Genomic DNA, 23,281 nt, shown 5'->3' with positions numbered 1-23,281 from the left:
AAAGTTCACTCAGGCTACTTTACCCGTCTGGTTAGCGCAAGAAACAGCGACTCAACTGAGGGGTTTTTCAGCAATGTGGCGGACATTTCTGTCCGCCGGAAGGATTTATGCCAGCAGTACGCGGTCAATCGTCGTGCAGCCTAACGCCTTGAGCGTCGCAGCGGTGGCATCCCACTGAATCAGTGGCGCATCGGCCTTTTCGGCCAGAATTGCGCGCTGAATGTCGGGGTAGTCGTAGCCGTTCAGGCTCAGCAGGTTGAGCGCACCCTGCAGCGGCGGCAGCGTTGGATTAAACGCGGCGTTTTCCGCATAGCTGCCGGTGAAGATACGGCCATCGCGGCACTGCAGCGCCACGCCGCTTGGGGCGTTACTGTACGGAGTGTGGCTCTTGTTAGCCGCACGAATGGCCGCTTCGCTAAGGTCATCGCCGGACAGGGCGAAACCATGATCCTGCTCGTCCATCAGCAGCGTTTTAATGTCCAGATCTTTCGGGCCGAAGGCATCCGGCAGGTAATAGCCCAGCGTGTGTGGCGCACGTCCCGGCAGGTTGATGCGCAGTTGCAGCCCGCTGTTCAGCTCGTTCATAAACTGACGGCAGTGGCCGCACGGCGTGTAGTTCACGGTGATGGCGCTCAGGGCCTTTTCACCGCGCAACCAGGCGTGACTGATAGCGCTTTGCTCCGCATGAACGGTTTGCTGCATGGTTGCGCCCAGGAACTCCATGTTTCCACCGAAGTACCAGGTTCCGCTGACGCCGCGCGCAATAGCGCCGACGTTGAAGTGGGAGAGATCGGCACGCGCGCAGGCGGCAGCCAGGGGCAGCAGTGCGAAAGCCAGCGCGTCTTCATCCAGTCCCGCTGCTTGTTTCAGCATGGTGACCTGCTCTGCCGTCAGCAGGGCGGGGAAATGTGCATCTGCCAGGACGGGAGCAAGGGCTGATTGCAAATTCTCTGCAAGCTGAGCGAAGGCAGCTTGAAAACGTGGGTGCATGGCGTTTGCCTCATAAAGGTTAATGGATCGGTAGTTTACGGAGCCTCCGGGGCTTTATATGTGATCCACTTCTCATTATGTATGCAACTTATGAAATCAAAATGAAATTTGCGCGACGCATCGCAAATTTTAGCCCATCACCGCCAGAATCACCGGGAAAATGAACGGGGCAAGCAGGGAGGTGATAATCCCGCAGATCACCAGCGCCAGGGAGCTAAAAGCCCCTTCCTGATAGTCCAGCTCCGCGCAGCGGGCGGTACCCAGGGCGTGCGAGGCGGTGCCCATCGACAATCCCCGCGCCGCTTTAGTATGGATCCGCATCGCGTTCAGGAGGGTGTGACCAAACACCGCGCCGAGAATACCGACGAAAATGACGCACATCGCGCTGATGGCCGGGATCCCGCCGAGGCTGCCGCCTACCGCCATTGCGATAGGTGTGGTCACCGATTTAGGCAGAATAGAGGCCGCAATTTGTGGCGAAGCGCCCATCAATAGCGCTACCGACGTGCCGGTGATCATCGCCACCAGGCTGCCCACAAAACAGATAGTAATGATGGATTTCCAGCGGGCGCGGATCTGGTGCAGCTGCTCATATAAAGGAAAGGCGAGGGCCACAACGGCGGGCTGCAACAGGTCGTTTAAAATTTTGCTGCCGGCAAAGTAACGTTCGTAAGGGATGCCGGTGAGCAGCAGGAAAGGAATAATTACCACCATCGCCACCAGCAGGGGGTTGAGCAGCGGCATTTTGAAGCGTGCGGCAAGTTTACGCGCGGCGAAGAAGACCAGCAGGGTTAACGGCAGAGACCACCAGATATTAGCCATCATTTTTTTGTTTTCTCCCCGATGACATTACGTTCGCCATGTACCAGATGTGAACTCCAGCTCACAACAAGGAAAACCACCAGCGTGCTAACCGCGCAGGAGACCACAATCGGGCCGAACTGGGCTTTGAGCAAATCAAAATACTGCATGACCCCGACGCCGATGGGCACGAAAAGCAGCGCCATATAGCGGATGAGGACGAAACAGCCAGGGTTAACCCACTTTGCGGGCAGAATTTGCAGCGCCAGTAAAACAAAGAGGATCAGCATGCCGATAATGCTGCCAGGAATGGTGATAGGCAGCAGCGACGCGATAAAAATCCCGGCATACAGGCAGGCGTAAATCAGGACGAATGCGCGCAGATATTGCCAGATAATGTTCAATGATTTGCTCATGGTGATAGTCCTTGATGAAACGCATTCATCATACAATTAAACCTGAAAATGTGCCACGGATCACATCATGAATTTTGAGCATACCAGACATTCCGGAATGGAACGCCGGGCTTTCCACATACATACAGAGCAGCTACTATAGCGCGTCTTTTTTCACAGGTACTCAGAATGCGTGTTTTACTGGCCCCGATGGAAGGCGTGCTCGACTCTCTTGTGCGCGAGCTGCTTACCGAGGTGAACGATTACGATCTCTGCGTGACGGAGTTTTTGCGCGTGGTCGATATGTTGCTGCCAGAAAAGTCATTCTACCGTCTCTGTCCTGAACTGCACCGCCAGAGCCGGACGCCTTCCGGTACGCTGGTGCGGATCCAGCTGTTAGGCCAGTATCCTGAATGGCTGGCGGAAAACGCCGCCAGGGCCGTGGCGCTGGGTTCGTATGGCGTCGATCTCAACTGCGGCTGTCCGTCAAAGCTGGTCAACGGCAGCGGCGGCGGGGCAACGCTACTCAAGGATCCTGAGCTGATTTATCGCGGCGCAAAAGCCATGCGCGAGGCGGTACCCTCGCATCTGCCGGTCACCGTGAAAGTCCGTCTGGGCTGGGACAGCGGAGATAAGCAGTTTGAAATTGCCGATGCGGTGCAGCAGGCTGGGGCCACCGAGCTGGTGGTGCATGGCCGCACCAAGGAAGATGGTTATAAAGCTGAGCGTATTAACTGGCAGGCGATTGGCGAGATCCGCAAGCGGCTCACTATTCCGGTGATAGCTAACGGCGAAATCTGGGATTACGAAAGCGCGCAGGCATGCCTGAAAGAGACGGGCTGCAATGCGGTGATGATTGGCCGCGGTGCGCTGAACGTGCCCAACCTCAGTCGCGTCGTGAAATATAACGAACCGCGTATGCCATGGGCTGACGTGGTGACGCTGCTGCAAAAATACAGCCGTCTGGAAAAGCAGGGTGATACCGGTTTGTATCACGTCGCGCGCATCAAGCAGTGGCTGAGCTATTTACGTAAAGAATACAGCGAAGCGCTGGGGTTATTTCAGGCGATCCGCACGCTCCAGACGTCGGCTGAAATTGCGCGGGTCATTCAGTCAAAATAACTAGCAGTAATATTTAAATTTAAATAATTCGCTAGGTGAATATTTTGCTGATTATGTAAATGTATAACAATTTGCGGATTGCCACGCGTTACTAAAAAACGGAAAGTCATCAAGCGTAAGTTGCGCCTTTATTTTTTGAGTGCATGGCGTAATGAAACGTTTTCTTATTTTATCTCTGAGTGCTCCCCTTGTTTTTATGCTGGCTGCGTGCGCACCGGAACATTCCACGGTAGCGCCAATAAAAACGCAGGCGACAGCTGCATCTGTAAATACCCGACTTAACCATGCGGACTGGCCGAAAAACGAATGGTGGAAAGAGTATAACGACCCGCAGCTAAATGCGCTTATTGCGAAAGCGATAGCGGATGCCCCGGATATGCAAATTGCCCGGCAACGTATTACGCTCGCGGAAGCACAGGCGAAGGCCGCTATTGCTGCCGATGGCCCACAACTGGATTTTTCTGCGGATGTTGAACGGCAGAAAATGTCGGCAGAAGGCCTGATGGGCCCGTTCGCGCTAACCGATCCGGCAGCGGGAACGACCGGCCCATGGTACACCAATGGCACTTTTGGCCTGACGGCGGGGTGGGATCTGGATCTCTGGGGGAAAAATCGCGCCCGGATTGCCGCGCGTATCGGTAAAGTGAATGCGCAAAAAGCGGAGCTGGAGCAGACTCGCCAGCTGCTTGCCAGCAGCGTTGCGCGCCTTTACTGGGCGTGGCAGACCCAGGCCGCTGCCGGGGATGTCCTTTCCCAAATTAAGCAGGAGCAGAAAAATATTATCGATGCCGATCGTGAACTGTATCAGCACGGTATTACCTCCTCGGTGGAGGGCGTCGAAACCGATATTTATGCCAGCAAAACGGATGAACAGTTAGCGGACGTGAAGGGCAAAATGAAGGCCATTGAGGCGCGACTGACTGCGTTGACCGGTACATCGCCCATAGCGCTTACGCGCCATGCGTTGCCTGCGACAGAAGCCTCGCTCCCTTCAACGCTGGGATATGAACTGCTGGCGCGCCGCCCGGATCTTCAGGAGGCGCACTGGTATATAGAAGCCTCCCTGAGCGAGGTGGAGGCCGCCAGAGCAGCATTCTATCCTGACGTGAATCTGATGGCCTTCTTACAGCAGGATGCCCTGCACCTCAGCGATCTGTTCCGCTCTTCCGCTCAGCAGATGGGCGTGACCGCCGGTTTGACCCTGCCGATTTTCGACAGCGGCAGGCTGAACGCCAATCTGGATAGTGCCCAGGCGCAGAATAACCTCTCTGTCGCGAACTACAACAAAGCGGTGGTGGAGGCGGTGAATCAGGTGGCGCGTACGGCCAGCGAAGTCGAAACCCTGACGGCAAAAAACCGTCACCAGCAGCAGGTCGAAAAAGACGCGGCACGTGTAGTGGCGCTGGCGCAGGCTCGTTTTAGGGCAGGTATCCTTGCGGGGTCGCGGGTCAGCGAAGCCAGAATCCCGGCGCTTAAAGAACACCTTGAGACGGTCATGCTGAAAGGACAGTATATCGACGCCACGCTGCAACTAACGTCGGCGCTGGGGGGCGGCTATCATCACGGCTAAAAAGATGCGTTATCTATACTTATCTCTTTGCTGTTTTTCAGGAGGTGAGTATGACCAGAGTAGCGATTGTTACCGCATCGGATTCCGGGATTGGTAAAACCACGGCCCTGATGCTGGCAGAGCGTGGGTTTGATATTGGCATTACCTGGCATTCTGATGAAAAAGGTGCGCTGGAAACCTGCCGTGAAGTGGAAGCGAAGGGGCAGCGAGCAGAGGCTGTCCATCTCGATTTAAGCACGCTCCCGGAAGGTGCTGAAGCCATTGACGTGCTGATTGCGCGTTTCGGTCGGCTGGACGTGCTGGTTAACAATGCCGGGGCGATGACCAAAGCGCCCTTCCTGGAGATGCCGTTTGACGACTGGCGGAACATCTTCACCGTCGACGTGGACGGTGCGTTTCTCTGTTCGCAGATTGCGGCACGGCAGATGGTGAAGCAGGGGGAAGGGGGGCGAATTGTCAACATTTCCTCGGTACATGAGCACACGCCGCTGCCGGAGGCCAGCGCCTACACCGCTGCGAAACATGCGCTCGGCGGCCTGACCAAATCCATGGCGATAGAACTGGTTAAGCACAACATTCTGGTGAACGCCGTTGCGCCGGGTGCCATTGCCACACCCATGAACGATATGGACGACTGCGAAGTGAAAGAAGGCTCAATGCCGGAAATCCCACTGGCGCGCCCCGGGCATACGAGAGAAATCGCCAGCCTGGTGGCGTGGCTGTGCGACAGCGACGCCAGCTATACCACCGGGCAATCGTTTATCGTTGACGGGGGTTTTATGCTGGCGAATCCGCAGTTTAAGCCGGAGGGATAGCTAATTTTTGCCCTCTCCCTGTGGGAGAGGGTGAGGGGCAGGGCATCAGGCCGCATCCGGCTACGCCTCATCCCGCGCCTTTTCCCGATGTTTCAGCCACAGCCTGACGCCAATCACCGCCACAACCACGACAAGCAACCATGCCCAGTGCTTCAGATGCTGGTCGAGATTATGCAGCCACGGACCTATCACCTCGCCTCCCACGTAACCGAGCGTCGTAAAGATCAGCGCCCAGGCAACGGCGCCAAGAATATTCAGCGGCAGGAAAATTTTCGGGGGCAGACGGCTGGCGCCAATCAGTATCGGCCCGATTATCCTGAAGCCGTACATAAAACGGGTGCCTATAACGAACAGGTAAGGGTGGCGCTGGATCAGGCGCTGCGCGCGGTTAATTTTCTTTTTGTGTTTAGCGAAACGCTTGAGAAGCGTCGGACCAAAGCGCAGACCCAGAAAGTAGAGTAGCTGATCGCCAATCATGCCGCCCAGCGCGACCGCAGCGACGACCAGCGGAAATTTCAGTAAGCCCTGATGCGCGGCGACGCCGCCTAACAGCGTGATGGTTTCACCTTCTGCCACGCTACCAATGACCAGCGCGGCATAACCATATTGTTCAATGAGTGCGTTAATATCCATTACGTAAATGTTATCTCCCTCAGCGTACCTCGTTTAATCATATACCCCATGAATCAACAGCGGGGAAATCAACGGAAATTTCCCACTGTACATAAAATAATCTAAAGCCTGCATTATACTTAAGGTATCGCTGACGGGCCGACAACAAGGGGGCGCTATGAACCATGTCTGGGGACTTTTCTCCCATCCCGATCGTGAAATGCATGTCATCAAAAGTGAGAACGAAACGGTCTCGCATCATTACACCCACCATGTGCTGCTGATGGCCGCGGTGCCGGTAATATGCGCGTTTATTGGCACAACACAAATCGGCTGGAATTTCGGTGACGGCACCGTGGTTCAGCTTTCCTGGTTTACCGGGCTTTATCTTGCCATTCTCTTTTATGGCCTGATGCTGGCGGGCGTGGCGGTCATGGGGCGTGTCATTCACTGGATGGCACGTAACTATCCGCAACGTCCATCGCTGGCGCGCTGTATGGTCTTCGCTGGATACGTCGCGACCCCGCTGTTCTTAAGCGGTATTGTTGCACTGTATCCACTGGTCTGGTTGTGCGCACTGATCGGTACGATTGCTCTCTGTTACACAGGTTATCTGCTGTATCTGGGGGTTCCAACCTTCCTGAATATCAACAAAGAAGAGGGGCTGAGCTTCTCCAGCTCAACACTGGCTATCGGTGTGCTGGTGCTGGAGGCGTTACTGGCACTGACGGTTATTCTTTGGGGTTATGGATACCGTCTCTTCTAAGCTCACTGCATTGCTGGCGTAAATGCCAGCAATGCAGCATCTGTTCACGATTATCCGCTGGCGACAAAGCACTGTGACGGCTATGATGCCGAAGCCAGCCTGCGTTTATCCGTCGACGCAGGCGGTGTACGTCATTACGTGCGTGAATAATTATCAGAAGTCTCACCATGCTGAAATTCCGAGTCTCTTTACTTAGCCTGGCGCTGTTGCTGGGGGCGTCCGCTGCTGTGCCAGCCGTCGCTAAAACGCCCGCGGTGACCACTGCTGCTGCCCAGCCGCAAATTGCATCCGGCAGCGCGATGATTGTCGACCTCAACACCAATAAGGTGATTTACGCCAGCCATCCGGACCTGGTGCGCCCGATCGCTTCAATAACCAAATTAATGACCGCGATGGTGGTGCTTGATGCCCATCTGCCGCTGGACGAAAAACTGAAAGTGGATATCAGCCACACGCCAGAGATGAAAGGGATCTACTCTCGCGTGCGCCTGAACAGCGAAATCAGCCGTAAAAACATGCTGCTGCTGGCGCTGATGTCATCCGAAAACCGTGCGGCCGCGAGCCTGGCACACCACTATCCTGGCGGTTACGACGCGTTTATTCGCGCGATGAACGCCAAAGCCAAAGCGCTGGGGATGAACAATACGCACTATGTTGAACCGACGGGTCTGTCGATTAACAACGTCTCGACGGCCCGCGATCTGACGAAACTGCTGATTGCCAGCAAGCAGTATCCGCTGATTGGCCAGCTCAGCACGACCCGTGAAGAGATGGCGACCTTTGCCAACCCGGCCTATACGCTGCCGTTCCGCAACACTAACCATCTGGTTTACCGGGATAACTGGAACATTCAGCTAACGAAAACCGGATTCACCAACGCGGCAGGACACTGTCTGGTGATGCGTACCGTGTTTAACGGTAAGCCGGTGGCGCTGGTGGTGATGGATGCCTTCGGGAAATATACTCACTTTGCGGATGCGAGCCGCCTGCGGACCTGGATTGAGACCGGGAAAGTGCAGCCTGTACCGGCCGCAGCTTTGACGTATAAAAAGCAGAAAGCGGAGCAGATGGCGACGGCGCAGAACGATTAGGTACCTCTGCGCGCTGATGCCCTCACCCCAACCCTCTCCCACAGGGAGAGGGAGAACACACTAAAAACGGTAACCCAGGTTACCGTTTTGCTTTTATTCCGGCAGCGTCCAGTCCCCGTCGTTGAGCGGGCGCTGCATAATCACCGTATCCCGCCAGTCGCCTTTCTTGTATCCCACGCTGCGCAGCTGACCGACAATCTCGAAGCCATGCTTTTTATGCAGCCGCAACGAACCGGCGTTGTTATTGCCATCTCCCACTACGGCAATCATCTGCCGCCACGGGCCTTGTTCGCAGCGTGCGATAAGCGCATCCATTAATGCTGTGCCAAAACCGCGGCCGGTGGTGCTGGCGTCCACGTAAATCGACTCTTCCAGGGTATAGCGGTAGGCGTGTCGCGGTCGGTAAGGACTGGCATAGCAGTAACCCACCACGATGCCGCGATACAGCGCGATGAGCCACGGTAAACCGTTCTCAGCCACGCTTTTCATACGCTGGCGCATTTCGTCGATAGTCGGGGGGACTTCTTCAAATGACGCGCGTCCGTGAAGCACATGCCAGGCATAAATTGCGGTGATGGCATGCACATCATCGGGAAGGGCGTCGCGCACTTCCAGTTCGGTTTCGGATAAAACGTCAACAGCCGACATGATGTGCCTGCTCCTCGTGATGGCATGCCGGAGAAACGTTTCTCCGGCGACAGACCGTTACTCTATTACGATTAACAAGTGCTAAACAATCTCTCAAATTTGGCTGTAGGAATTAATCAGACGCTTGCGTTAAGTGCTGCTCCGCGTCTGGGCTCTCTTTCCAGTATTTCTTCCGCGTTGTTTTACCAATGCCGGGGTTCATGCTGTTTGTAGGGTCATTCTCGCGATAAAACTGCTTAAGTGCGTCAGGAGCTTTATAAAGATGCCCGACGTTGTGTTCCGCAGGATATTGTGCGCCACGCTCGTGAAGAAGGGCGAGCATCTGCTCTTTCAGTTCGTGGGCATCAACTCCTTTTTTGACAATGTAATCCTGATGGAAGACATAGCACATAAAATGGCCGTAATAGAGCTTATGCACCAGCTTGCTGTCGATTTCCGGCGGCAAATGCTCAAACCACTCGGTGTCGTTACGGCGCAGGGCAATATCCAGCGCCAGGATATCTTCCACCTCGTCGGAGTGTACTGCCTGGTAACGGATAGCGGCTCCCGCCGCGGCAAAACGGTGCAGGAAGGCTTTGCTGCCCTCTTCAGGGGTACAGGCGAAGAAATCCCCTTCGGCGGTTTTGAAGAAGTCGGTCAGCCAGGCCTGCGCTTCGGCAATCCCGTCCCCGGCCATTTTCAGCAGCAGATGATGTTCGTACTTATCACGCCAGGTTTTCATTCGCTCCGGCAAATGCGCCGGGAAAACGTTGCCCAGTTTCTGCATAAAGCGGTCGGTGAAGTGAGGTTTGAACAGCGACACTTTCTCCAGCATCGCATCGGTGCGGCCCTTCATGGTGAAGAAGAACGGCATTTTGTCGGTGCCGAGCTTGTCGATCATCAGGAACGTATCTTTGCCGTAACGCTCGGCAATGTCGTAAATGTCCCGATGCATATATTCGCCCGCCACCGGCAGGTGGGTGAATTCGCCCAAAATATGACGACGGATTTCGGTTAACACTTCAGGCTGGTTGGTGCCGATATAAAACACCTGCTGCTTTTTCTCTGCCGGGAAGGTGTCGAGACGCACCGCGAAAACGGCAAGCTTGCCCGCACAGCCGGAGGACTCAAACAGACGGTCCGGGTCGGCGTTATAGCGCGCCGGCGTATCGGCGTCGATATCCCGCACGCGGGTCACGTAGTCGTGATCGTGCGCGTGGCGGCCGTCGTGCTGCACGTCTTCGTCCTTCACGCGATCGTCGTCGAGCTTGCTGAGGATCTGCTCTGGCGTTACGCCGAGATCGATTCCCAGGTGGTTCACCAGCGTCAGCTTGCCGTTTTCATCGATACGGGCAAACAGCGACATCTCGGTGTAGGCCGGGCCGCGCTGCACCAGCGAGCCGCCGGAGTTATTGCAGATCCCACCGACGACCGAGGCGCCAATGCAGGAGGAGCCGATCACCGAATGCGGTTCGCGTCCCAGCGGCTTAAGCGCTTTTTCCAGCGAGTAAAGAGTGGTACCAGGGAAGGCGAGTACCTGCTCGCCTTTATCCAGCAGATGCAGCTTGTCGAGGCGCAGAGTGCTGATAATCACGATGTCACGATCGTAATCGTTGCCGTTCGGCGTAGAACCTTCGGTCAGGCCGGTGTTGGCCGCCTGCATTAATATAATCTTGTCGGCGGCAACGCAGGCGCTCAGCACGCGCCACAGTTCCAGCAGCGTGCCCGGAAAGACCACCGCCAGCGCCTCGCCCTGACCGGAGCGGAAACCCTTACGGTAGCGGGCGGTTTTAGCCGGGTCGGTAAGCAGGTGAGAGGAGCCAACCAGGCGCGACAGTTCGTTAATGAATGTTTTGTTATCGTCAGTTCGAACAGAAGACATCTTCCACTCCTTGTGGTGGGGCAAATTTCTCGCTGTAAAGCATAGCGCGATTAACAGTTTCGCGGTCTACTATTCATGAGAAAAATCAGAGAATAACCCTGCAAGCAAAAGAGGGTTTATGGCACACTGCGCTTTTCGCCCGGACCGGTGGCCTTCTTCCGGCGGTTAATGATGAGAGAGTAACGACATGAGATGGATATGTTCTTTAGGTGTCGCCGTCAGCCTGGCGCTGCAGCCTGCGCTGGCAGATGAGTTGTTTGGCAATCACCCGCTTACGCCTGATGCCCGGGACGCATTTGTCACGGAACTGCTTAAAAAGATGACGGTTGATGAGAAGATCGGCCAGCTGCGTCTGATAAGCGTCGGCCCGGATAACCCGAAAGAGGCCATCCGGGAGATGATCAAAGAAAGCCAGGTGGGCGCCATCTTTAACACCGTCACCCGCCAGGATATCCGCAAAATGCAGGATCAGGTGATGGCGCTTAGCCGCCTGAAGATCCCTCTCTTCTTCGCCTATGACGTGGTACACGGCCAGCGCACCGTCTTCCCTATCAGTCTCGGCCTGGCCTCTTCCTTTAACCTCGATGCGGTGAAAACCGTCGGTCGCGTGTCGGCTTATGAAGCGGCGGATGACGGCCTGAACATGACCTGGGCCCCGATGGTCGATGTCTCGCGCGATCCGCGCTGGGGCCGCGCGTCGGAAGGCTTCGGTGAAGATACGTATTTAACCGCCACGATGGGCAAAACCATGGTGGAAGCGATGCAGGGCAAAAGCCCGGCAGACCGATATTCGGTGATGACCAGCGTCAAACACTTCGCGGCCTATGGCGCAGTGGAGGGCGGTAAAGAGTACAACACTGTCGACATGAGCCCGCAGCGCCTGTTCAACGACTATATGCCGCCGTACAAGGCAGGGCTGGATGCAGGCAGCGGCGCGGTGATGGTGGCGCTTAACTCGCTGAACGGCACGCCGGCGACCTCCGATTCGTGGCTGCTGAAAGACGTGCTGCGTGACCAGTGGGGCTTTAAGGGCATCACCGTGTCTGACCACGGCGCGATTAAAGAGCTGATCAAACACGGCACTGCATCCGACCCGGAAGACGCCGTGCGCGTGGCGCTGAAGTCTGGCATTAACATGAGCATGAGCGATGAATACTACAGCAAATACCTGCCGGGGCTGGTGAAGAGCGGCAAGGTGACGATGGCGGAGCTGGACGATGCCACGCGCCACGTGCTGAACGTGAAATATGACATGGGGTTGTTTAACGATCCGTACAGCCACCTGGGGCCAAAAGATTCAGACCCGGCGGACACCAATGCTGAAAGCCGCCTGCACCGCAAAGAAGCGCGTGATGTGGCGCGCGAAAGCCTGGTGCTGCTGAAGAACCGCCTCGACACGCTGCCGCTGAAAAAATCCGGCACCATTGCCGTGGTGGGCCCACTGGCTGACAGCAAACGCGACGTGATGGGCAGCTGGTCTGCGGCAGGCGTCGCCGATCAGTCCGTGACCGTGCTGACCGGTATCAAGAGCGCCGTCGGTGAAAACGCCAAAGTGGTGTACGCCAAAGGGGCAAACGTCACCAATGATAAAGACATCGTCACCTTCCTCAACCAGTACGAGGAAGCGGTGAAGGTCGATCCGCGCACGCCGAAAGAGATGATCGACGAAGCGGTAAACGCGGCGAAGCAGTCGGACGTTGTTGTCGCGGTCGTGGGCGAAGCGCAGGGGATGGCGCATGAAGCTTCCAGCCGTACCGATATCACTATTCCGCAGAGTCAGCGCGATCTGATTGCCGCCCTGAAAGCCACCGGCAAGCCGCTGGTGCTGGTGCTGATGAACGGTCGTCCGCTGGCGCTGGTGAAAGAAGACCAGCAGGCAGATGCCATTCTGGAAACCTGGTTCGCCGGTACCGAAGGCGGTAACGCTATCGCCGACGTGCTGTTTGGCGATTACAACCCGTCCGGCAAGCTGCCGATGTCCTTCCCGCGCTCCGTCGGGCAGATCCCGGTTTATTACAGCCACCTGAACACCGGTCGCCCGTACAACGCCGACAAGCCGAACAAGTACACGTCACGTTACTTCGATGAAGCCAACGGCCCGCTGTATCCGTTTGGTTATGGTCTGAGCTACACCACCTTCAAGGTCTCCGGGGTGAAAATGTCGGCCCCGACCCTGAAGCGTGATGGCAAAGTGACCGCCAGCGTCGAGGTGACCAACACCGGCAAGCGCGAAGGGGCAACGGTGATTCAGATGTACGTGCAGGATGTCACTGCGTCGATGAGTCGTCCCGTGAAGCAGCTGCGTGGTTTCGAAAGGGTTGACCTGAAACCGGGTGAAACCAAAACCATCAGCTTCCCGATTGACGTGGATGCGCTGAAGTTCTGGAACCAGCAGATGAAATACGATGCGGAACCCGGCAAATTTAACGTCTTTATCGGGGTGGACTCCGCTCGCGTGAATAAAGGCGAGTTCGAACTGCTGTAACCTTTCCTGCCTTTGCATCCCCCCGTCCTGCGGGGGATGCATCTTACCTTATGCTAAAAAGGCATTTTGACGGTTAATTCTGCCGTTTTAAGCTACGCTTTTCTCTCAAGCCTCTGAAAAAGGCAGCAAAAAAATGAGGATAGCGGAATGACGATTATTAAGGGGATGTTGGGATCGGCGGCATTACTGGCGGCGCTGAGTGTGCCGTTACAGGCGGCGGAGCCGGTAAAAGTGGGTTCCAAGATCGATACCGAAGGCGCGCTGCTCGGGAATATTATTTTGCAGGTGCTGGAAAGCCACGGTCTGAAAACCGTCAATAAAGTCCAGCTCGGCACCACGCCCGTGGTGCGCGGGGCGATTACCTCCGGCGAACTGGATATCTACCCGGAATACACCGGCAACGGGGCATTCTTCTTTAAAGATGAAAACGATCCAGCATGGAAAAACGCCAAAGCCGGGTATGAGAAAGTCAAAAAACTCGACGCGGAACAGAACAAACTGGTCTGGCTGACCCCGGCTCCTGCCAACAATACCTGGACCATCGCTGTGCGCAAAGATGTGGCGGAGAAAGGTAAGCTGACCTCACTGACGGATCTTAGCCGCTACCTGAAAGAGAAGGGTGATTTTAAGCTTGCGGCGTCCGCAGAGTTTATCGAGCGTCCTGACGCGCTGCCCGCGTTCGAAAAAGCCTACGGTTTCAAACTCGACCAGGCGCAGCTGCTCTCTCTGGCGGGCGGGGATACTGCGGTGACCATCAAAGCCGCAGCGCAGCAAACCTCGGGTGTTAATGCGGCCATGGCCTACGGTACCGATGGCCCGGTGGCGGCGCTCGGCCTGCAGACCCTGACCGATCCTAAAGGCGTTCAGCCGATTTACGCCCCGACCCCGGTCGTGCGTGAGGCGGTGCTGAAAGCCCATCCGGAGATTGCCGACTGGCTCAAGCCGGTCTTCGAAAAGCTGGATGAAAAAACGCTGCAGCAGCTGAATGCCAGCATTGCCGTCGAGGGACTGGATGCCAAAAAAGTGGCCGCCGACTTCCTGAAACAACAAGGGCTTGTGAAGTAACGGGAAAGGGCTGTGCCAATAAAATGTCATAACCGCGTACTGCTGCTGTTGGCCTGCACGGCCATCGCGGCGGTCGCGTTACCGTTTGTGAATGTCGCCCCTAACCGCCTGATGTCGGGGGAGGGCAAAGCGCTCTGGCAGGTCTGGTCGTTTACGCCGGGGTGGCTGGCGGCGTCGCTGGGCGCGTGGGTGATCCTGTCGCTCTGGCAGGGACGCCCGGCGCAGTGGCTGACGCTGCTCCTCTCCGAAGGGCTGTTTATTCTCCTGTTCTGGAGCGCCGGACTGGCGGCGACGCATATGGCGTCGGCGGAAAGTCCACTGGCGAGGACCTCTATAGGCAGCGGCCTCTGGCTGTGGCTGGCGCTCTGTTTGCTGGCCTGCAGCGATGCGATTCGTCGACTCATCTCCAGTGCCGTCTGGCGCTGGGTACTGAATGCGCAGATATGGTGTATACCATTGTTCCTGCTGTTCAGTGGGGAGCTGAACAATCTCTCGCTGTTAAAAGAGTACGCCAACCGCCAGGAGGTATTTGATGATGCCCTGGCGCAACACCTGACGATCCTCTTCGGCACGCTCCTTCCGGCGCTTCTGCTCGGGATTTCGCTGGGCATGTGGTGTTACCGCCATCCTTCCCGCCAGGGCAGCATTTTTGCCGTGCTCAACGTCATCCAGACGATTCCTTCCGTTGCGCTGTTTGGCCTGCTGATTGCCCCGCTGGCCGGGCTGGTGAAGTCGTTTCCGGTGCTGGGCGCGGCAGGCATCGCCGGAACGGGATTAACCCCGGCGCTTATCGCGCTGGTGCTCTATGCACTGTTGCCGCTGGTGCGCGGCGTGGTCGCGGGGTTAAGCCAGGTCGCGCCGGATGTGCTGGAAAGCGCCCATGCCATGGGGATGAGCGCGCGGCAGTGTTTCTGGAAGATACAGCTCCCGCTGGCGCTACCCCTGCTGCTGCGCAGCCTGCGGGTAGTTGCCGTTCAGACCGTGGGCATGGCGGTGATCGCCGCGCTGATTGGCGCGGGTGGCTTTGGTGCGCTGGTGTTCCAGGGGCTGCTGAGCAGTGCTCTCGATTTGGTGTTGCTGGGCGTGGTGCCCACGATTGCGCTGGCGGTGGTTGTCGACGCGCTGTTTGCCTTATGGCTCGCGCTGCTCAGGAGAAGCGCCAATGATTGAATTTCATGATGTCAGTAAAACCTTTGCGGGTCGCCCGGCGGCGAGCCATCTCAACCTGAACTTTGCCGAAGGCGCGTTTTCCGTGCTGATTGGTACGTCAGGGTCGGGAAAATCCACCACGCTGAAGATGATCAACCGTCTGGTCGAGCATGACAGTGGGCTGATCCGCTTTGCCGGGGAAGAGATCCGCAGTCTGCCGGTGCTGGAGTTGCGCCGTCGGATGGGCTATGCCATTCAGTCCATCGGACTGTTTCCCCACTGGACGGTGGCGCAAAACATTGCCACTGTGCTGCAGCTGGAGAAATGGTCGCGGGCTAAAACGGCTGACCGGGTGGAGGAACTGATGTCTCTGCTGGGGTTAGAGCCTGCCTTGCGCGACCGCTATCCGCACCAGCTTTCCGGTGGGCAGCAGCAGCGCGTGGGCGTGGCGCGCGCGCTGGCGGCCAATCCGCAGGTGTTGCTGATGGACGAACCCTTTGGTGCGCTGGATCCAGTGACGCGCGGGGCGCTGCAGACGGAAATGACCCGTATTCACCACATTCTCGGAAGGACGATTGTCCTCGTGACGCACGATATTGATGAAGCTCTGCGCCTGGCCGACCATCTGGTCCTGATGGATCACGGCGAAGTGGTGCAGCAGGGCGCGCCGCTCGCGCTGCTGACCAGCCCGAAGAACGACTTTGTGCGTGAGTTTTTTGGCCGCAGCGAGCTGGGCGTCAGGTTGCTCTCCCTGCGCACGGTCGGTGACTATATGCGTCGACAGGATACGTCGCTCGCCGGTGAACCGCTACAGGCGCAAATGACCCTGCGGGATGCTCTCTCCGCGTTTGTGGCGCGCCAGTGTGAAGTGCTACCCGTTTCGGATGCCCGGGGGGCACCGTGCGGAAGCTTACATTTTCGCGATCTGCTGGCCGGGGAGGTGACGCGTGAAGGCTCTGCGTGATCCGCTCCTCTGGCTGGTAGCGCTGTTTGTCGCCTTACTGTTTTTGATGCCTCACAGCGCGGTACTGTTCAGCGCACTTTTCCCTGGGCTGCCGCGCCCGGTGTACCAGCAGGAGAGCTTTATTAATCTCGCCGTGGCGCATCTCTGGCTGGTGGCGATCTCCAGTTCTGTCGCGATTGTGCTGGGCACCGGCGCGGGTATCGCGGTGACCCGGCCTGCCGGGCGGGAGTTTCGTCCCCTGGTGGAAACCATCGCGGCTATTGGACAGACCTTTCCGCCGGTGGCGGTGCTGGCCATTGCGGTGCCGGTCATGGGATTTGGTCAGCAGCCTGCGCTTATCGCGCTGATTTTATACGGGGTGTTGCCCATTCTGCAGGGCACGCTGGCGGGTATTGCGGCCGTCCCGGCGTCGGTGTTAAGCGTGGCAGAAGGGATGGGGATGAGTCGCTGGCAGCGGCTGCGCAAGGTGGAACTGCCGCTTGCAGCACCGGTTATCATTGCCGGGATCCGCACGTCGGTGATTATTAACATCGGGACGGCGACCATTGCGTCTACGGTGGGGGCCAATACGCTGGGAACGCCGATCATTATCGGCTTAAGCGGATTTAACACGGCTTATATTGTGCAGGGGGCGGTGCTGGTCGCGCTGGCGGCTATCGTCGTCGATCGCCTTTTTGAGCGGCTGGCGCTGTACCTCAGCCGACACCGCCACGAACAATAAACGAGTACCCTGCCAGCATTACGCCGCCGATACCGCTTACGGCCATCAGGACAAAAAGGGTAATCACGGCCAGTTTGGTTGCCTTCATCATGTGCTCCTGTTGTTAACGGAACAATTATACGGTGAAGCGCAGCTGTTAATGAACCATTAAATGCCGTTATGGCTCATCCGGGCCAAGGGAATAAACCGGATACCCATTCTCACGCCATTCCGTCAGCAGCTGTTGCTGCGTGGCGGACGGCACTTCGCCACACCAGACCAGCAGAGTCTGGCCGTCGAAAAACTCAGGCTTAAGCTGCGCCAGCGAGTGCGCAAGGACATCCACGCGCCAGCCCTGTTGGGTGGCAATCCACGCTTCCAGCCACAGGCGGGTGGTGTCGTGCACGTTCCAGCCGACCACCAGCGCATCTTTTCCGGCCTTGTTCTTCGCCGAGGCGAGGCAGACGGCAATGTAGTTAATCAGCACGCCGTCGAGCATGCTGAGCAGCGCCTGCAGGGTGGACTGCTGGCATTGCAGGCGTCGACGGAGCGGAATGAAAAGATGGGCGATGAGTGTCTGTGCCGGATAATCGCGGCCCTGCTCTTTGATCCATGCGCGCAGGCGCTGCACATTACCCGCCTGCAGGAGCCGCAGCAGGGTTTCCTGCTGTTCGCGCCAGAGGTGCTGCGTGTCCGGGTCGTCGTGGCTCAGCAAGGACTTCACTTTACCGACCTGCACGCCGTTGTCTATCCAGCTTTTGATTTCGCGGATCCGGTCGATATCGGCATCGTTGAACAGGCGATGTCCGCCGTCCGTTCTCTGCGGTTTAAGCAATCCATACCGTCGCTGCCACGCCCGTAGGGTAACGGGATTGATATCACAAAGGAGTGCCACTTCACCTATCGTGTAAAGCGCCATATTTGCCCCCTGGCTTACGCGTTCCCAGCTTAACTGTAGACCCACTTTGCCGAACCAGGAAGGATTGATTGATTTTTGAACAAATAATGCGAAGGATGCGCGATGATCGGAAAAAGGTGTGATAACGGACACGATTTTGCGCTTTTTTGGGATGCTTCAAAGAAAGCAAACCTGCAACAGTGTATGTTACGCGTTTTTAGCGTGTGCGGTTTTGAGTATGTACGAGTTTAATCTGGTGCTGCTGTTGCTTCAGCAGATGTGCGTGTTTCTGGTCATCGCCTGGCTGATGAGCAAAACGCGTCTTTTTATCCCGCTGATGCAGGTCACCGTACGTCTGCCGCATAAGCTGCTCTGCTACGTCACCTTCTCTATTTTTTGCATAATGGGGACTTATTTTGGTCTTCATATCGAAGACTCTATCGCCAATACGCGCGCGATCGGCGCGGTGATGGGCGGGCTGCTGGGCGGCCCCGTCGTCGGTGGCCTTGTGGGGTTAACCGGCGGGCTGCATCGTTATTCCATGGGCGGGATGACGGCGCTCAGCTGTATGATCTCTACGATCGTGGAAGGGCTGCTTGGCGGCCTGGTACACAGCTACATGATCAAGCGTGGTCGCCCGGATAAAGTCTTTAGCCCGCTCACTGCCGGGGCGATTACCTTTGTGGCCGAAATGGCGCAGATGGCGATCATCCTGCTGATTGCCCGTCCCTTTGACGATGCGCTGCACCTGGTCAGCAGTATTGCGGCCCCGATGATGGTGACTAACACCGTCGGCGCGGCGCTGTTTATGCGCATTCTGCTTGATAAACGCGCCATGTTTGAGAAGTACACCTCGGCCTTTTCTGCCACGGCGTTGAAGGTTGCCGCCTCGACCGAAGGGATCCTTCGCCAGGGGTTCAACGAGGAGAACAGCATGAAGGTGGCGCAGGTGCTCTACAAAGAGCTCGATATCGGCGCGGTCGCCATCACCGATCGCGAAAAGCTGCTGGCGTTTACCGGCACCGGAGACGATCACCATCTGCCGGGCAAACCTATCTCCTCAACCTATACGCTGCGGGCCATTGAAACCGGCGAAGTAGTGTATGCCGATGGTAACGAAGTGCCTTATCGCTGCTCGCTGCATCCGCAGTGTAAGCTGGGCTCCACGCTGGTCATTCCGCTGCGCGGTGAAAATCAGCGGGTGATGGGCACCATCAAGCTGTATGAGGCGAAAAACCGCCTGTTCAGCTCCATCAACCGCACGCTGGGGGAGGGGATCGCTCAGCTGCTGTCAGCGCAAATCCTCGCCGGGCAGTATGAACGGCAGAAAGCCCTGTTAACGCAGTCGGAGATTAAGCTCCTGCATGCTCAGGTTAATCCGCATTTCCTGTTTAATGCCCTGAATACGCTTAAAGCGGTGATCCGCCGCGACAGCGATCAGGCCGCGCAGCTGGTGCAGTTTCTGTCGACCTTTTTCCGCAAGAACCTGAAACGTCCGTCAGAGATAGTGACCCTGTCCGATGAGATTGAGCACGTGAACGCCTATCTGCAGATTGAGCAGGCGCGTTTCCAGTCTCGCCTGCAGGTGTCGCTTTCCGTCCCGGATGACCTGGCGTATCAGCATCTTCCGGCCTTTACCCTGCAGCCTATCGTGGAAAATGCCATCAAACATGGAACTTCGCAGCTGCTGGGGATCGGAGAGATCACGATTGCTGCCAGCCGTTTTAACCATCATCTGGTGCTGGATATTGAAGATAATGCCGGGCTTTATCAGCCTTCCACGTCGGGCGGGCTAGGGATGAGCCTGGTGGATAAACGTCTGCGTGCCCACTTTGGCGACGACTGCGGTATTACCGTGGCCTGTGAGCCGGACCGATTTACCCGTATTACCGTTCGACTGCCGCTGGAGGAAAACGCATGTTAAGAGTGCTGATTGTGGATGATGAGCCGCTGGCACGGGAAAACCTGCGCGTTCTGCTGCAGGAGCAGCCAGATATTGAGGTTGTGGGAGAGTGTGCGAACGCCATTGAGGCCATTGGTGCCGTGCATAAGTTGCGCCCTGACGTGCTGTTCCTCGACATTCAAATGCCGCGTATTAGCGGGCTGGAGATGGTGGGTATGCTCGACCCGGCGCATCGTCCCTACATCGTGTTTCTGACGGCCTTCGACGAGTATGCCGTTAAGGCTTTTGAGGAGCACGCGTTTGATTATTTACTCAAGCCGATTGAAGAGAAGCGGCTGGAAAAGACCCTGAACCGGTTACGCCAGGAGCGAACCGTCCAGGATGTCACGCTGCTGCCAGAGAACCAGCAGCCGCTGAAATTTATCCCGTGCACCGGGCATAGCAGAATCTATCTTTTGCAGATGGATGATGTGGCCTTCGTGAGTAGCCGACTGAGCGGCGTGTTTGTCACCAGTGCAGAGGGAAATGAAGGATTTACCGAACTGACTCTGCGCACGCTGGAGAGCCGCACGCCGCTGATCCGCTGTCATCGCCAGTATCTGGTGAACATGGCGCATCTGAAAGAGATCCGCCTGGAAGACAACGGCCAGGCCGAGCTGGTCCTGCGCGCCGGGCAGACTGTTCCCGTCAGCCGCCGCTATCTGAAAAGTTTGAAAGAGGCGATTGGCCTGTAAAGCTGGTACACTGCGCGCCATTGCATCATCGACATTCGAAGGCTCTATGCTCAGTAACGATATTCTCCGTAGCCTGCGCTACACCCTGAAAGCAAACAACAACGACATGGTGCGCATTCTTGCACTGTCCGACATGGAATCCACGTCTGCAGGTTTTGACACCTGGATGACCAAAGAGGATGAAGAGGGCTTCGTGCGCTGCCCCGACATCATTCTGTCGGGTTTCCTGAACGGTCTGATTTATGACAAGCGTGGCAAAGATGAGTCCGCCCCGGAGCTGGCGCTGGAGCGTCGCGTGAACAACAACACGGTGCTGAAAAAGCTGCGCATCGCGTTCTCGCTGAAAACGGACGATATTGTGGCGATCATGACGGAGCAAAAATACCGCGTATCCGTGCCGGAAGTGACTGCCATGATGCGCGCGCCGGACCACAAAAACTACCGCGAGTGCGGTGATCAGTTTCTGCGTAATTTTCTGCGCGGGCTGACCCACCGGGTGCATCACCCTAAAGTGTGATTTGCCCAGCGGCGCTGCGCTTGCAGGGCCTACGGGTTTTGTAGGCCGGGTAAGGCGAAGCCGCCACCCGGCAAAAAAAAGCCGGATAAGAATCCGGCTTTTTTGTTATTTCACATGCTGACCCGGCTTCGCGCCTTCGTCAGGGCTTAACAGGAAAATGTCTTTCCCGCCGGGGCCTGCGGCCATCACCATCCCCTCAGAGATGCCGAAGCGCATTTTACGCGGTGCCAGGTTCGCCACCATCACGGTCTGACGGCCAATCAGCACCTGTGGATCCGGGTAGGCTGAACGGATTCCGGAGAAGACGTTGCGCTTCTCGCCGCCCAGATCCAGCGTCAGGCGCAGCAGCTTGTCAGAGCCTTCCACGAATTCCGCGTTTTCAATCAGCGCTACGCGCAGGTCAACTTTGGCGAAATCGTCAAAGGTGATGGTTTCCTGAATCGGATCGTCCGCCAGCGGGCCGGTCACCGGTGCTGTAGCGGCCTTCACCTCTTCTTTAGAGGCTTCGACCAGGGCTTCAACCTGCTTCATCTCAATGCGGTTATACAGCGCTTTGAAGGTGTTCACCTTGTGGCTGAGCAGCGGCTGCTGGATAGCATCCCAGGTCAGTTCGGTGTTCAGGAAGGCTTCAGCACGCGCGGCCAGCTGCGGCAGAACCGGTTTCAGCCAGGTCATCAGCACGCGGAACATGTTCAGACCCATGGTGCAGATCGCCTGCAGGTCGGCGTCGCGGCCTTCCTGTTTGGCAACCACCCATGGCGCCTGCTCGTCTACATAGCGGTTGGCAACATCAGCCAGCGCCATGATTTCACGAATGGCTTTACCGAATTCACGGCTTTCCCACGCTTCGCCAACCGCAGCGGCGGCGTCAGTGAAGGTTTTATACAGCTCAGGATCGGCCAGCTCTGCGGAGAGCACGCCGTCAAAGCGTTTGGCGATAAAGCCTGCGTTACGGGACGCCAGGTTCACCACCTTGTTGACGATGTCCGCGTTCACGCGCTGGACGAAATCTTCCAGGTTCAGGTCAATGTCGTCAATGCGAGAGGAGAGCTTCGCCGTGTAGTAGTAGCGCAGGCTGTCCGCGTCGAAGTGGTTCAGCCAGGTGCTGGCTTTAATGAACGTCCCGCGAGATTTAGACATCTTCGCGCCGTTAACCGTCACGTAGCCGTGCACGAACAGGTTGGTCGGCTTGCGGAAGTTGCTGCCTTCCAGCATTGCCGGCCAGAACAGACTGTGGAAGTAAACGATGTCTTTACCGATGAAGTGATACAGCTCGGCAGTGGAATCTTTCTTCCAGTATTCGTCGAAGCTGATGGTGTCGCCACGCTTGTCGCACAGGTTCTTGAAGGAGCCCATGTAGCCGATGGGTGCGTCCAGCCAGACGTAGAAGTATTTGCCCGGTGCGTTCGGGATTTCGAAGCCGAAGTACGGCGCATCGCGGGAGATATCCCACTGTTGCAGACCGGATTCGAACCACTCCTGCATCTTGTTCGCCACCTGCTCCTGCAGCGCGCCGCTGCGGGTCCACGCCTGCAGCATTTCGCTGAAGGATGGCAGGTCAAAGAAGAAGTGCTCGGAATCACGCATCACAGGCGTAGCGCCGGATACCACGGATTTCGGCTCGATAAGCTCAGTCGGGCTGTAAGTTGCGCCACACACTTCGCAGTTATCGCCGTACTGATCCGGTGATTTGCATTTCGGGCAGGTGCCTTTGACGAAACGGTCCGGCAGGAACATGCCTTTTTCCGGATCGTACAGCTGAGAGATGGTGCGGTTTTTGATAAAACCGTTCTCTTTCAGACGCGTGTAGATTAGCTTCGACAGCTCACGGTTCTCGTCGCTGTGGGTGGAGTGATAGTTGTCATAGCTGATGTCAAAGCCAGCAAAATCGGTCTGATGCTCCTGACTCATTTCGGCAATCATCTGCTCCGGGGAGATACCCAGCTGCTGCGCTTTCAGCATGATCGGCGTGCCGTGAGCATCGTCTGCACAGATGAAGTTTACCTCGTGGCCGCGCATTCGCTGGTAACGGACCCAGACATCAGCCTGGATATGCTCCAGCATGTGGCCGAGGTGGATTGAGCCGTTGGCGTACGGCAGGGCGCACGTTACCAGAATTTTTTTCGCGACTTGAGTCATAGTAGGCATTACTTCTTTTAACTGTGAAAAGGGTTTTCGATATTACCAAAAGGGGC

The 23,281-nt window shown here is 56.8% G+C and carries 22 protein-coding genes; 13 read left to right on the top strand and 9 right to left on the bottom strand.

Annotation, left to right across the window (positions count from 1 at the left end):
- Positions 1 to 105: 105 nt before the first annotated feature.
- From cdd to AAER43_RS15425, 3 genes are all read right to left on the bottom strand, one after another.
- On the bottom strand, positions 106 to 990 hold the full coding sequence (gene cdd / locus AAER43_RS15435) for a cytidine deaminase (protein ID WP_057057725.1): 885 nt from the start codon (positions 988 to 990) through the stop codon (positions 106 to 108).
- 129 nt (positions 991 to 1,119) lie between these two features.
- A complete protein-coding gene (locus tag AAER43_RS15430; protein WP_023338538.1) occupies positions 1,120 to 1,815 on the bottom strand; it encodes a CidB/LrgB family autolysis modulator in 696 nt (231 codons plus the stop codon).
- Positions 1,812 to 2,207, bottom strand: a complete 396-nt coding sequence (locus AAER43_RS15425) for a CidA/LrgA family protein (RefSeq protein WP_014884558.1) — start codon at positions 2,205 to 2,207, stop codon at positions 1,812 to 1,814. The genes AAER43_RS15430 and AAER43_RS15425 overlap by 4 nt, the downstream gene beginning before the upstream one ends.
- A gap of 168 nt (positions 2,208 to 2,375) precedes the next feature.
- Here AAER43_RS15425 and dusC point away from each other — a divergent pair, with 168 nt between their 5' ends.
- The 3 genes from dusC (at position 2,376) to AAER43_RS15410 (ending at position 5,693) form a co-directional block, all read left to right on the top strand.
- Complete coding sequence (gene dusC / locus AAER43_RS15420) at positions 2,376 to 3,308, top strand: tRNA dihydrouridine(16) synthase DusC (protein WP_023330920.1); 933 nt, start codon at positions 2,376 to 2,378, stop codon at positions 3,306 to 3,308.
- 151 nt (positions 3,309 to 3,459) lie between these two features.
- On the top strand, positions 3,460 to 4,878 hold the full coding sequence (mdtQ, locus tag AAER43_RS15415) for a multidrug resistance outer membrane protein MdtQ (RefSeq protein WP_050862523.1): 1,419 nt from the start codon (positions 3,460 to 3,462) through the stop codon (positions 4,876 to 4,878).
- 50 nt (positions 4,879 to 4,928) lie between these two features.
- On the top strand, positions 4,929 to 5,693 hold the full coding sequence (locus AAER43_RS15410) for an SDR family oxidoreductase (protein WP_072093709.1): 765 nt from the start codon (positions 4,929 to 4,931) through the stop codon (positions 5,691 to 5,693).
- A 60-nt stretch (positions 5,694 to 5,753) separates the two neighbouring features.
- Here AAER43_RS15410 and AAER43_RS15405 read toward each other — a convergent pair whose 3' ends face one another.
- The gene (locus tag AAER43_RS15405; protein ID WP_014884554.1) at positions 5,754 to 6,326 is read right to left on the bottom strand and encodes a DedA family protein; all 573 of its coding nucleotides are present in this window, start codon (positions 6,324 to 6,326) and stop codon (positions 5,754 to 5,756) included.
- A gap of 157 nt (positions 6,327 to 6,483) precedes the next feature.
- Here AAER43_RS15405 and AAER43_RS15400 point away from each other — a divergent pair, with 157 nt between their 5' ends.
- Together AAER43_RS15400 and pbpG are read left to right on the top strand one after the other, a co-directional pair.
- A complete protein-coding gene (locus tag AAER43_RS15400; protein WP_014884553.1) occupies positions 6,484 to 7,071 on the top strand; it encodes a Yip1 family protein in 588 nt (195 codons plus the stop codon).
- Between the two features lie 167 nt (positions 7,072 to 7,238).
- Positions 7,239 to 8,162 carry a D-alanyl-D-alanine endopeptidase gene (gene pbpG, locus AAER43_RS15395; RefSeq protein ID WP_014884552.1) on the top strand — a complete coding sequence of 308 codons (924 nt, stop codon included), beginning with the start codon at positions 7,239 to 7,241 and terminating at the stop codon, positions 8,160 to 8,162.
- 93 nt (positions 8,163 to 8,255) lie between these two features.
- Here the strand turns inward: pbpG and AAER43_RS15390 are convergent, their stop codons facing one another.
- Positions 8,256 to 8,810 (bottom strand): GNAT family N-acetyltransferase, encoded by a 555-nt coding sequence (locus AAER43_RS15390; protein ID WP_014884551.1) that lies wholly within the window; start codon positions 8,808 to 8,810, stop codon positions 8,256 to 8,258.
- Positions 8,811 to 8,922: 112 nt separating this feature from the next.
- A complete protein-coding gene (gene dld / locus AAER43_RS15385; protein WP_050862520.1) occupies positions 8,923 to 10,671 on the bottom strand; it encodes a D-lactate dehydrogenase in 1,749 nt (582 codons plus the stop codon).
- Between the two features lie 187 nt (positions 10,672 to 10,858).
- Between dld and bglX the strand changes: the two genes are divergently transcribed.
- From bglX to AAER43_RS15360, 5 genes are all read left to right on the top strand, one after another.
- On the top strand, positions 10,859 to 13,156 hold the full coding sequence (bglX, locus tag AAER43_RS15380) for a beta-glucosidase BglX (RefSeq protein WP_057057729.1): 2,298 nt from the start codon (positions 10,859 to 10,861) through the stop codon (positions 13,154 to 13,156).
- Between the two features lie 147 nt (positions 13,157 to 13,303).
- Complete coding sequence (locus tag AAER43_RS15375; RefSeq protein ID WP_014884549.1) at positions 13,304 to 14,221, top strand: ABC transporter substrate-binding protein; 918 nt, start codon at positions 13,304 to 13,306, stop codon at positions 14,219 to 14,221.
- Positions 14,222 to 14,233: 12 nt separating this feature from the next.
- The gene (locus tag AAER43_RS15370; RefSeq protein WP_032636032.1) at positions 14,234 to 15,391 is read left to right on the top strand and encodes an ABC transporter permease; all 1,158 of its coding nucleotides are present in this window, start codon (positions 14,234 to 14,236) and stop codon (positions 15,389 to 15,391) included.
- Positions 15,384 to 16,334 carry an ABC transporter ATP-binding protein gene (locus tag AAER43_RS15365; RefSeq protein WP_050862518.1) on the top strand — a complete coding sequence of 317 codons (951 nt, stop codon included), beginning with the start codon at positions 15,384 to 15,386 and terminating at the stop codon, positions 16,332 to 16,334. Before AAER43_RS15370 ends, AAER43_RS15365 begins: the two co-directional genes overlap by 8 nt.
- The gene (locus AAER43_RS15360) at positions 16,318 to 17,055 is read left to right on the top strand and encodes an ABC transporter permease (protein WP_050862517.1); all 738 of its coding nucleotides are present in this window, start codon (positions 16,318 to 16,320) and stop codon (positions 17,053 to 17,055) included. Before AAER43_RS15365 ends, AAER43_RS15360 begins: the two co-directional genes overlap by 17 nt.
- On the opposite strand, the gene AAER43_RS15355 is transcribed toward AAER43_RS15360, so the two are convergent.
- Together AAER43_RS15355 and mlrA are read right to left on the bottom strand one after the other, a co-directional pair.
- Positions 17,030 to 17,143 carry a protein YohO gene (locus AAER43_RS15355; protein WP_010433613.1) on the bottom strand — a complete coding sequence of 38 codons (114 nt, stop codon included), beginning with the start codon at positions 17,141 to 17,143 and terminating at the stop codon, positions 17,030 to 17,032. The genes AAER43_RS15360 and AAER43_RS15355 overlap by 26 nt on opposite strands.
- A 69-nt stretch (positions 17,144 to 17,212) precedes the next feature.
- The gene (gene mlrA / locus AAER43_RS15350; RefSeq protein WP_014884545.1) at positions 17,213 to 17,953 is read right to left on the bottom strand and encodes an HTH-type transcriptional regulator MlrA; all 741 of its coding nucleotides are present in this window, start codon (positions 17,951 to 17,953) and stop codon (positions 17,213 to 17,215) included.
- A gap of 217 nt (positions 17,954 to 18,170) precedes the next feature.
- Between mlrA and AAER43_RS15345 the strand changes: the two genes are divergently transcribed.
- The 3 genes from AAER43_RS15345 to AAER43_RS15335 are packed head-to-tail and all read left to right on the top strand — an operon-like array spanning position 18,171 to position 21,086.
- Positions 18,171 to 19,856, top strand: coding sequence for a sensor histidine kinase (locus AAER43_RS15345; RefSeq protein ID WP_014884544.1), 1,686 nt, complete (start codon positions 18,171 to 18,173; stop codon positions 19,854 to 19,856).
- On the top strand, positions 19,850 to 20,569 hold the full coding sequence (gene btsR, locus AAER43_RS15340) for a two-component system response regulator BtsR (protein WP_014884543.1): 720 nt from the start codon (positions 19,850 to 19,852) through the stop codon (positions 20,567 to 20,569). The genes AAER43_RS15345 and btsR overlap by 7 nt, the downstream gene beginning before the upstream one ends.
- 46 nt (positions 20,570 to 20,615) lie before the next feature.
- Positions 20,616 to 21,086 (top strand): DUF1456 family protein, encoded by a 471-nt coding sequence (locus AAER43_RS15335; protein WP_050862516.1) that lies wholly within the window; start codon positions 20,616 to 20,618, stop codon positions 21,084 to 21,086.
- Between the two features lie 105 nt (positions 21,087 to 21,191).
- Here AAER43_RS15335 and metG read toward each other — a convergent pair whose 3' ends face one another.
- The gene (gene metG / locus AAER43_RS15330) at positions 21,192 to 23,225 is read right to left on the bottom strand and encodes a methionine--tRNA ligase (protein ID WP_050862515.1); all 2,034 of its coding nucleotides are present in this window, start codon (positions 23,223 to 23,225) and stop codon (positions 21,192 to 21,194) included.
- Between the last annotated feature and the right edge of the window lie 56 nt (positions 23,226 to 23,281).

The organism is Enterobacter sp. FUJ80071, assembly GCF_038739915.1.
GTDB lineage: Bacteria > Pseudomonadota > Gammaproteobacteria > Enterobacterales > Enterobacteriaceae > Enterobacter > Enterobacter kobei.
Note: the sequence above shows the minus strand (reverse complement) of the source record. Positions and strands in the feature narration are given on the sequence as shown.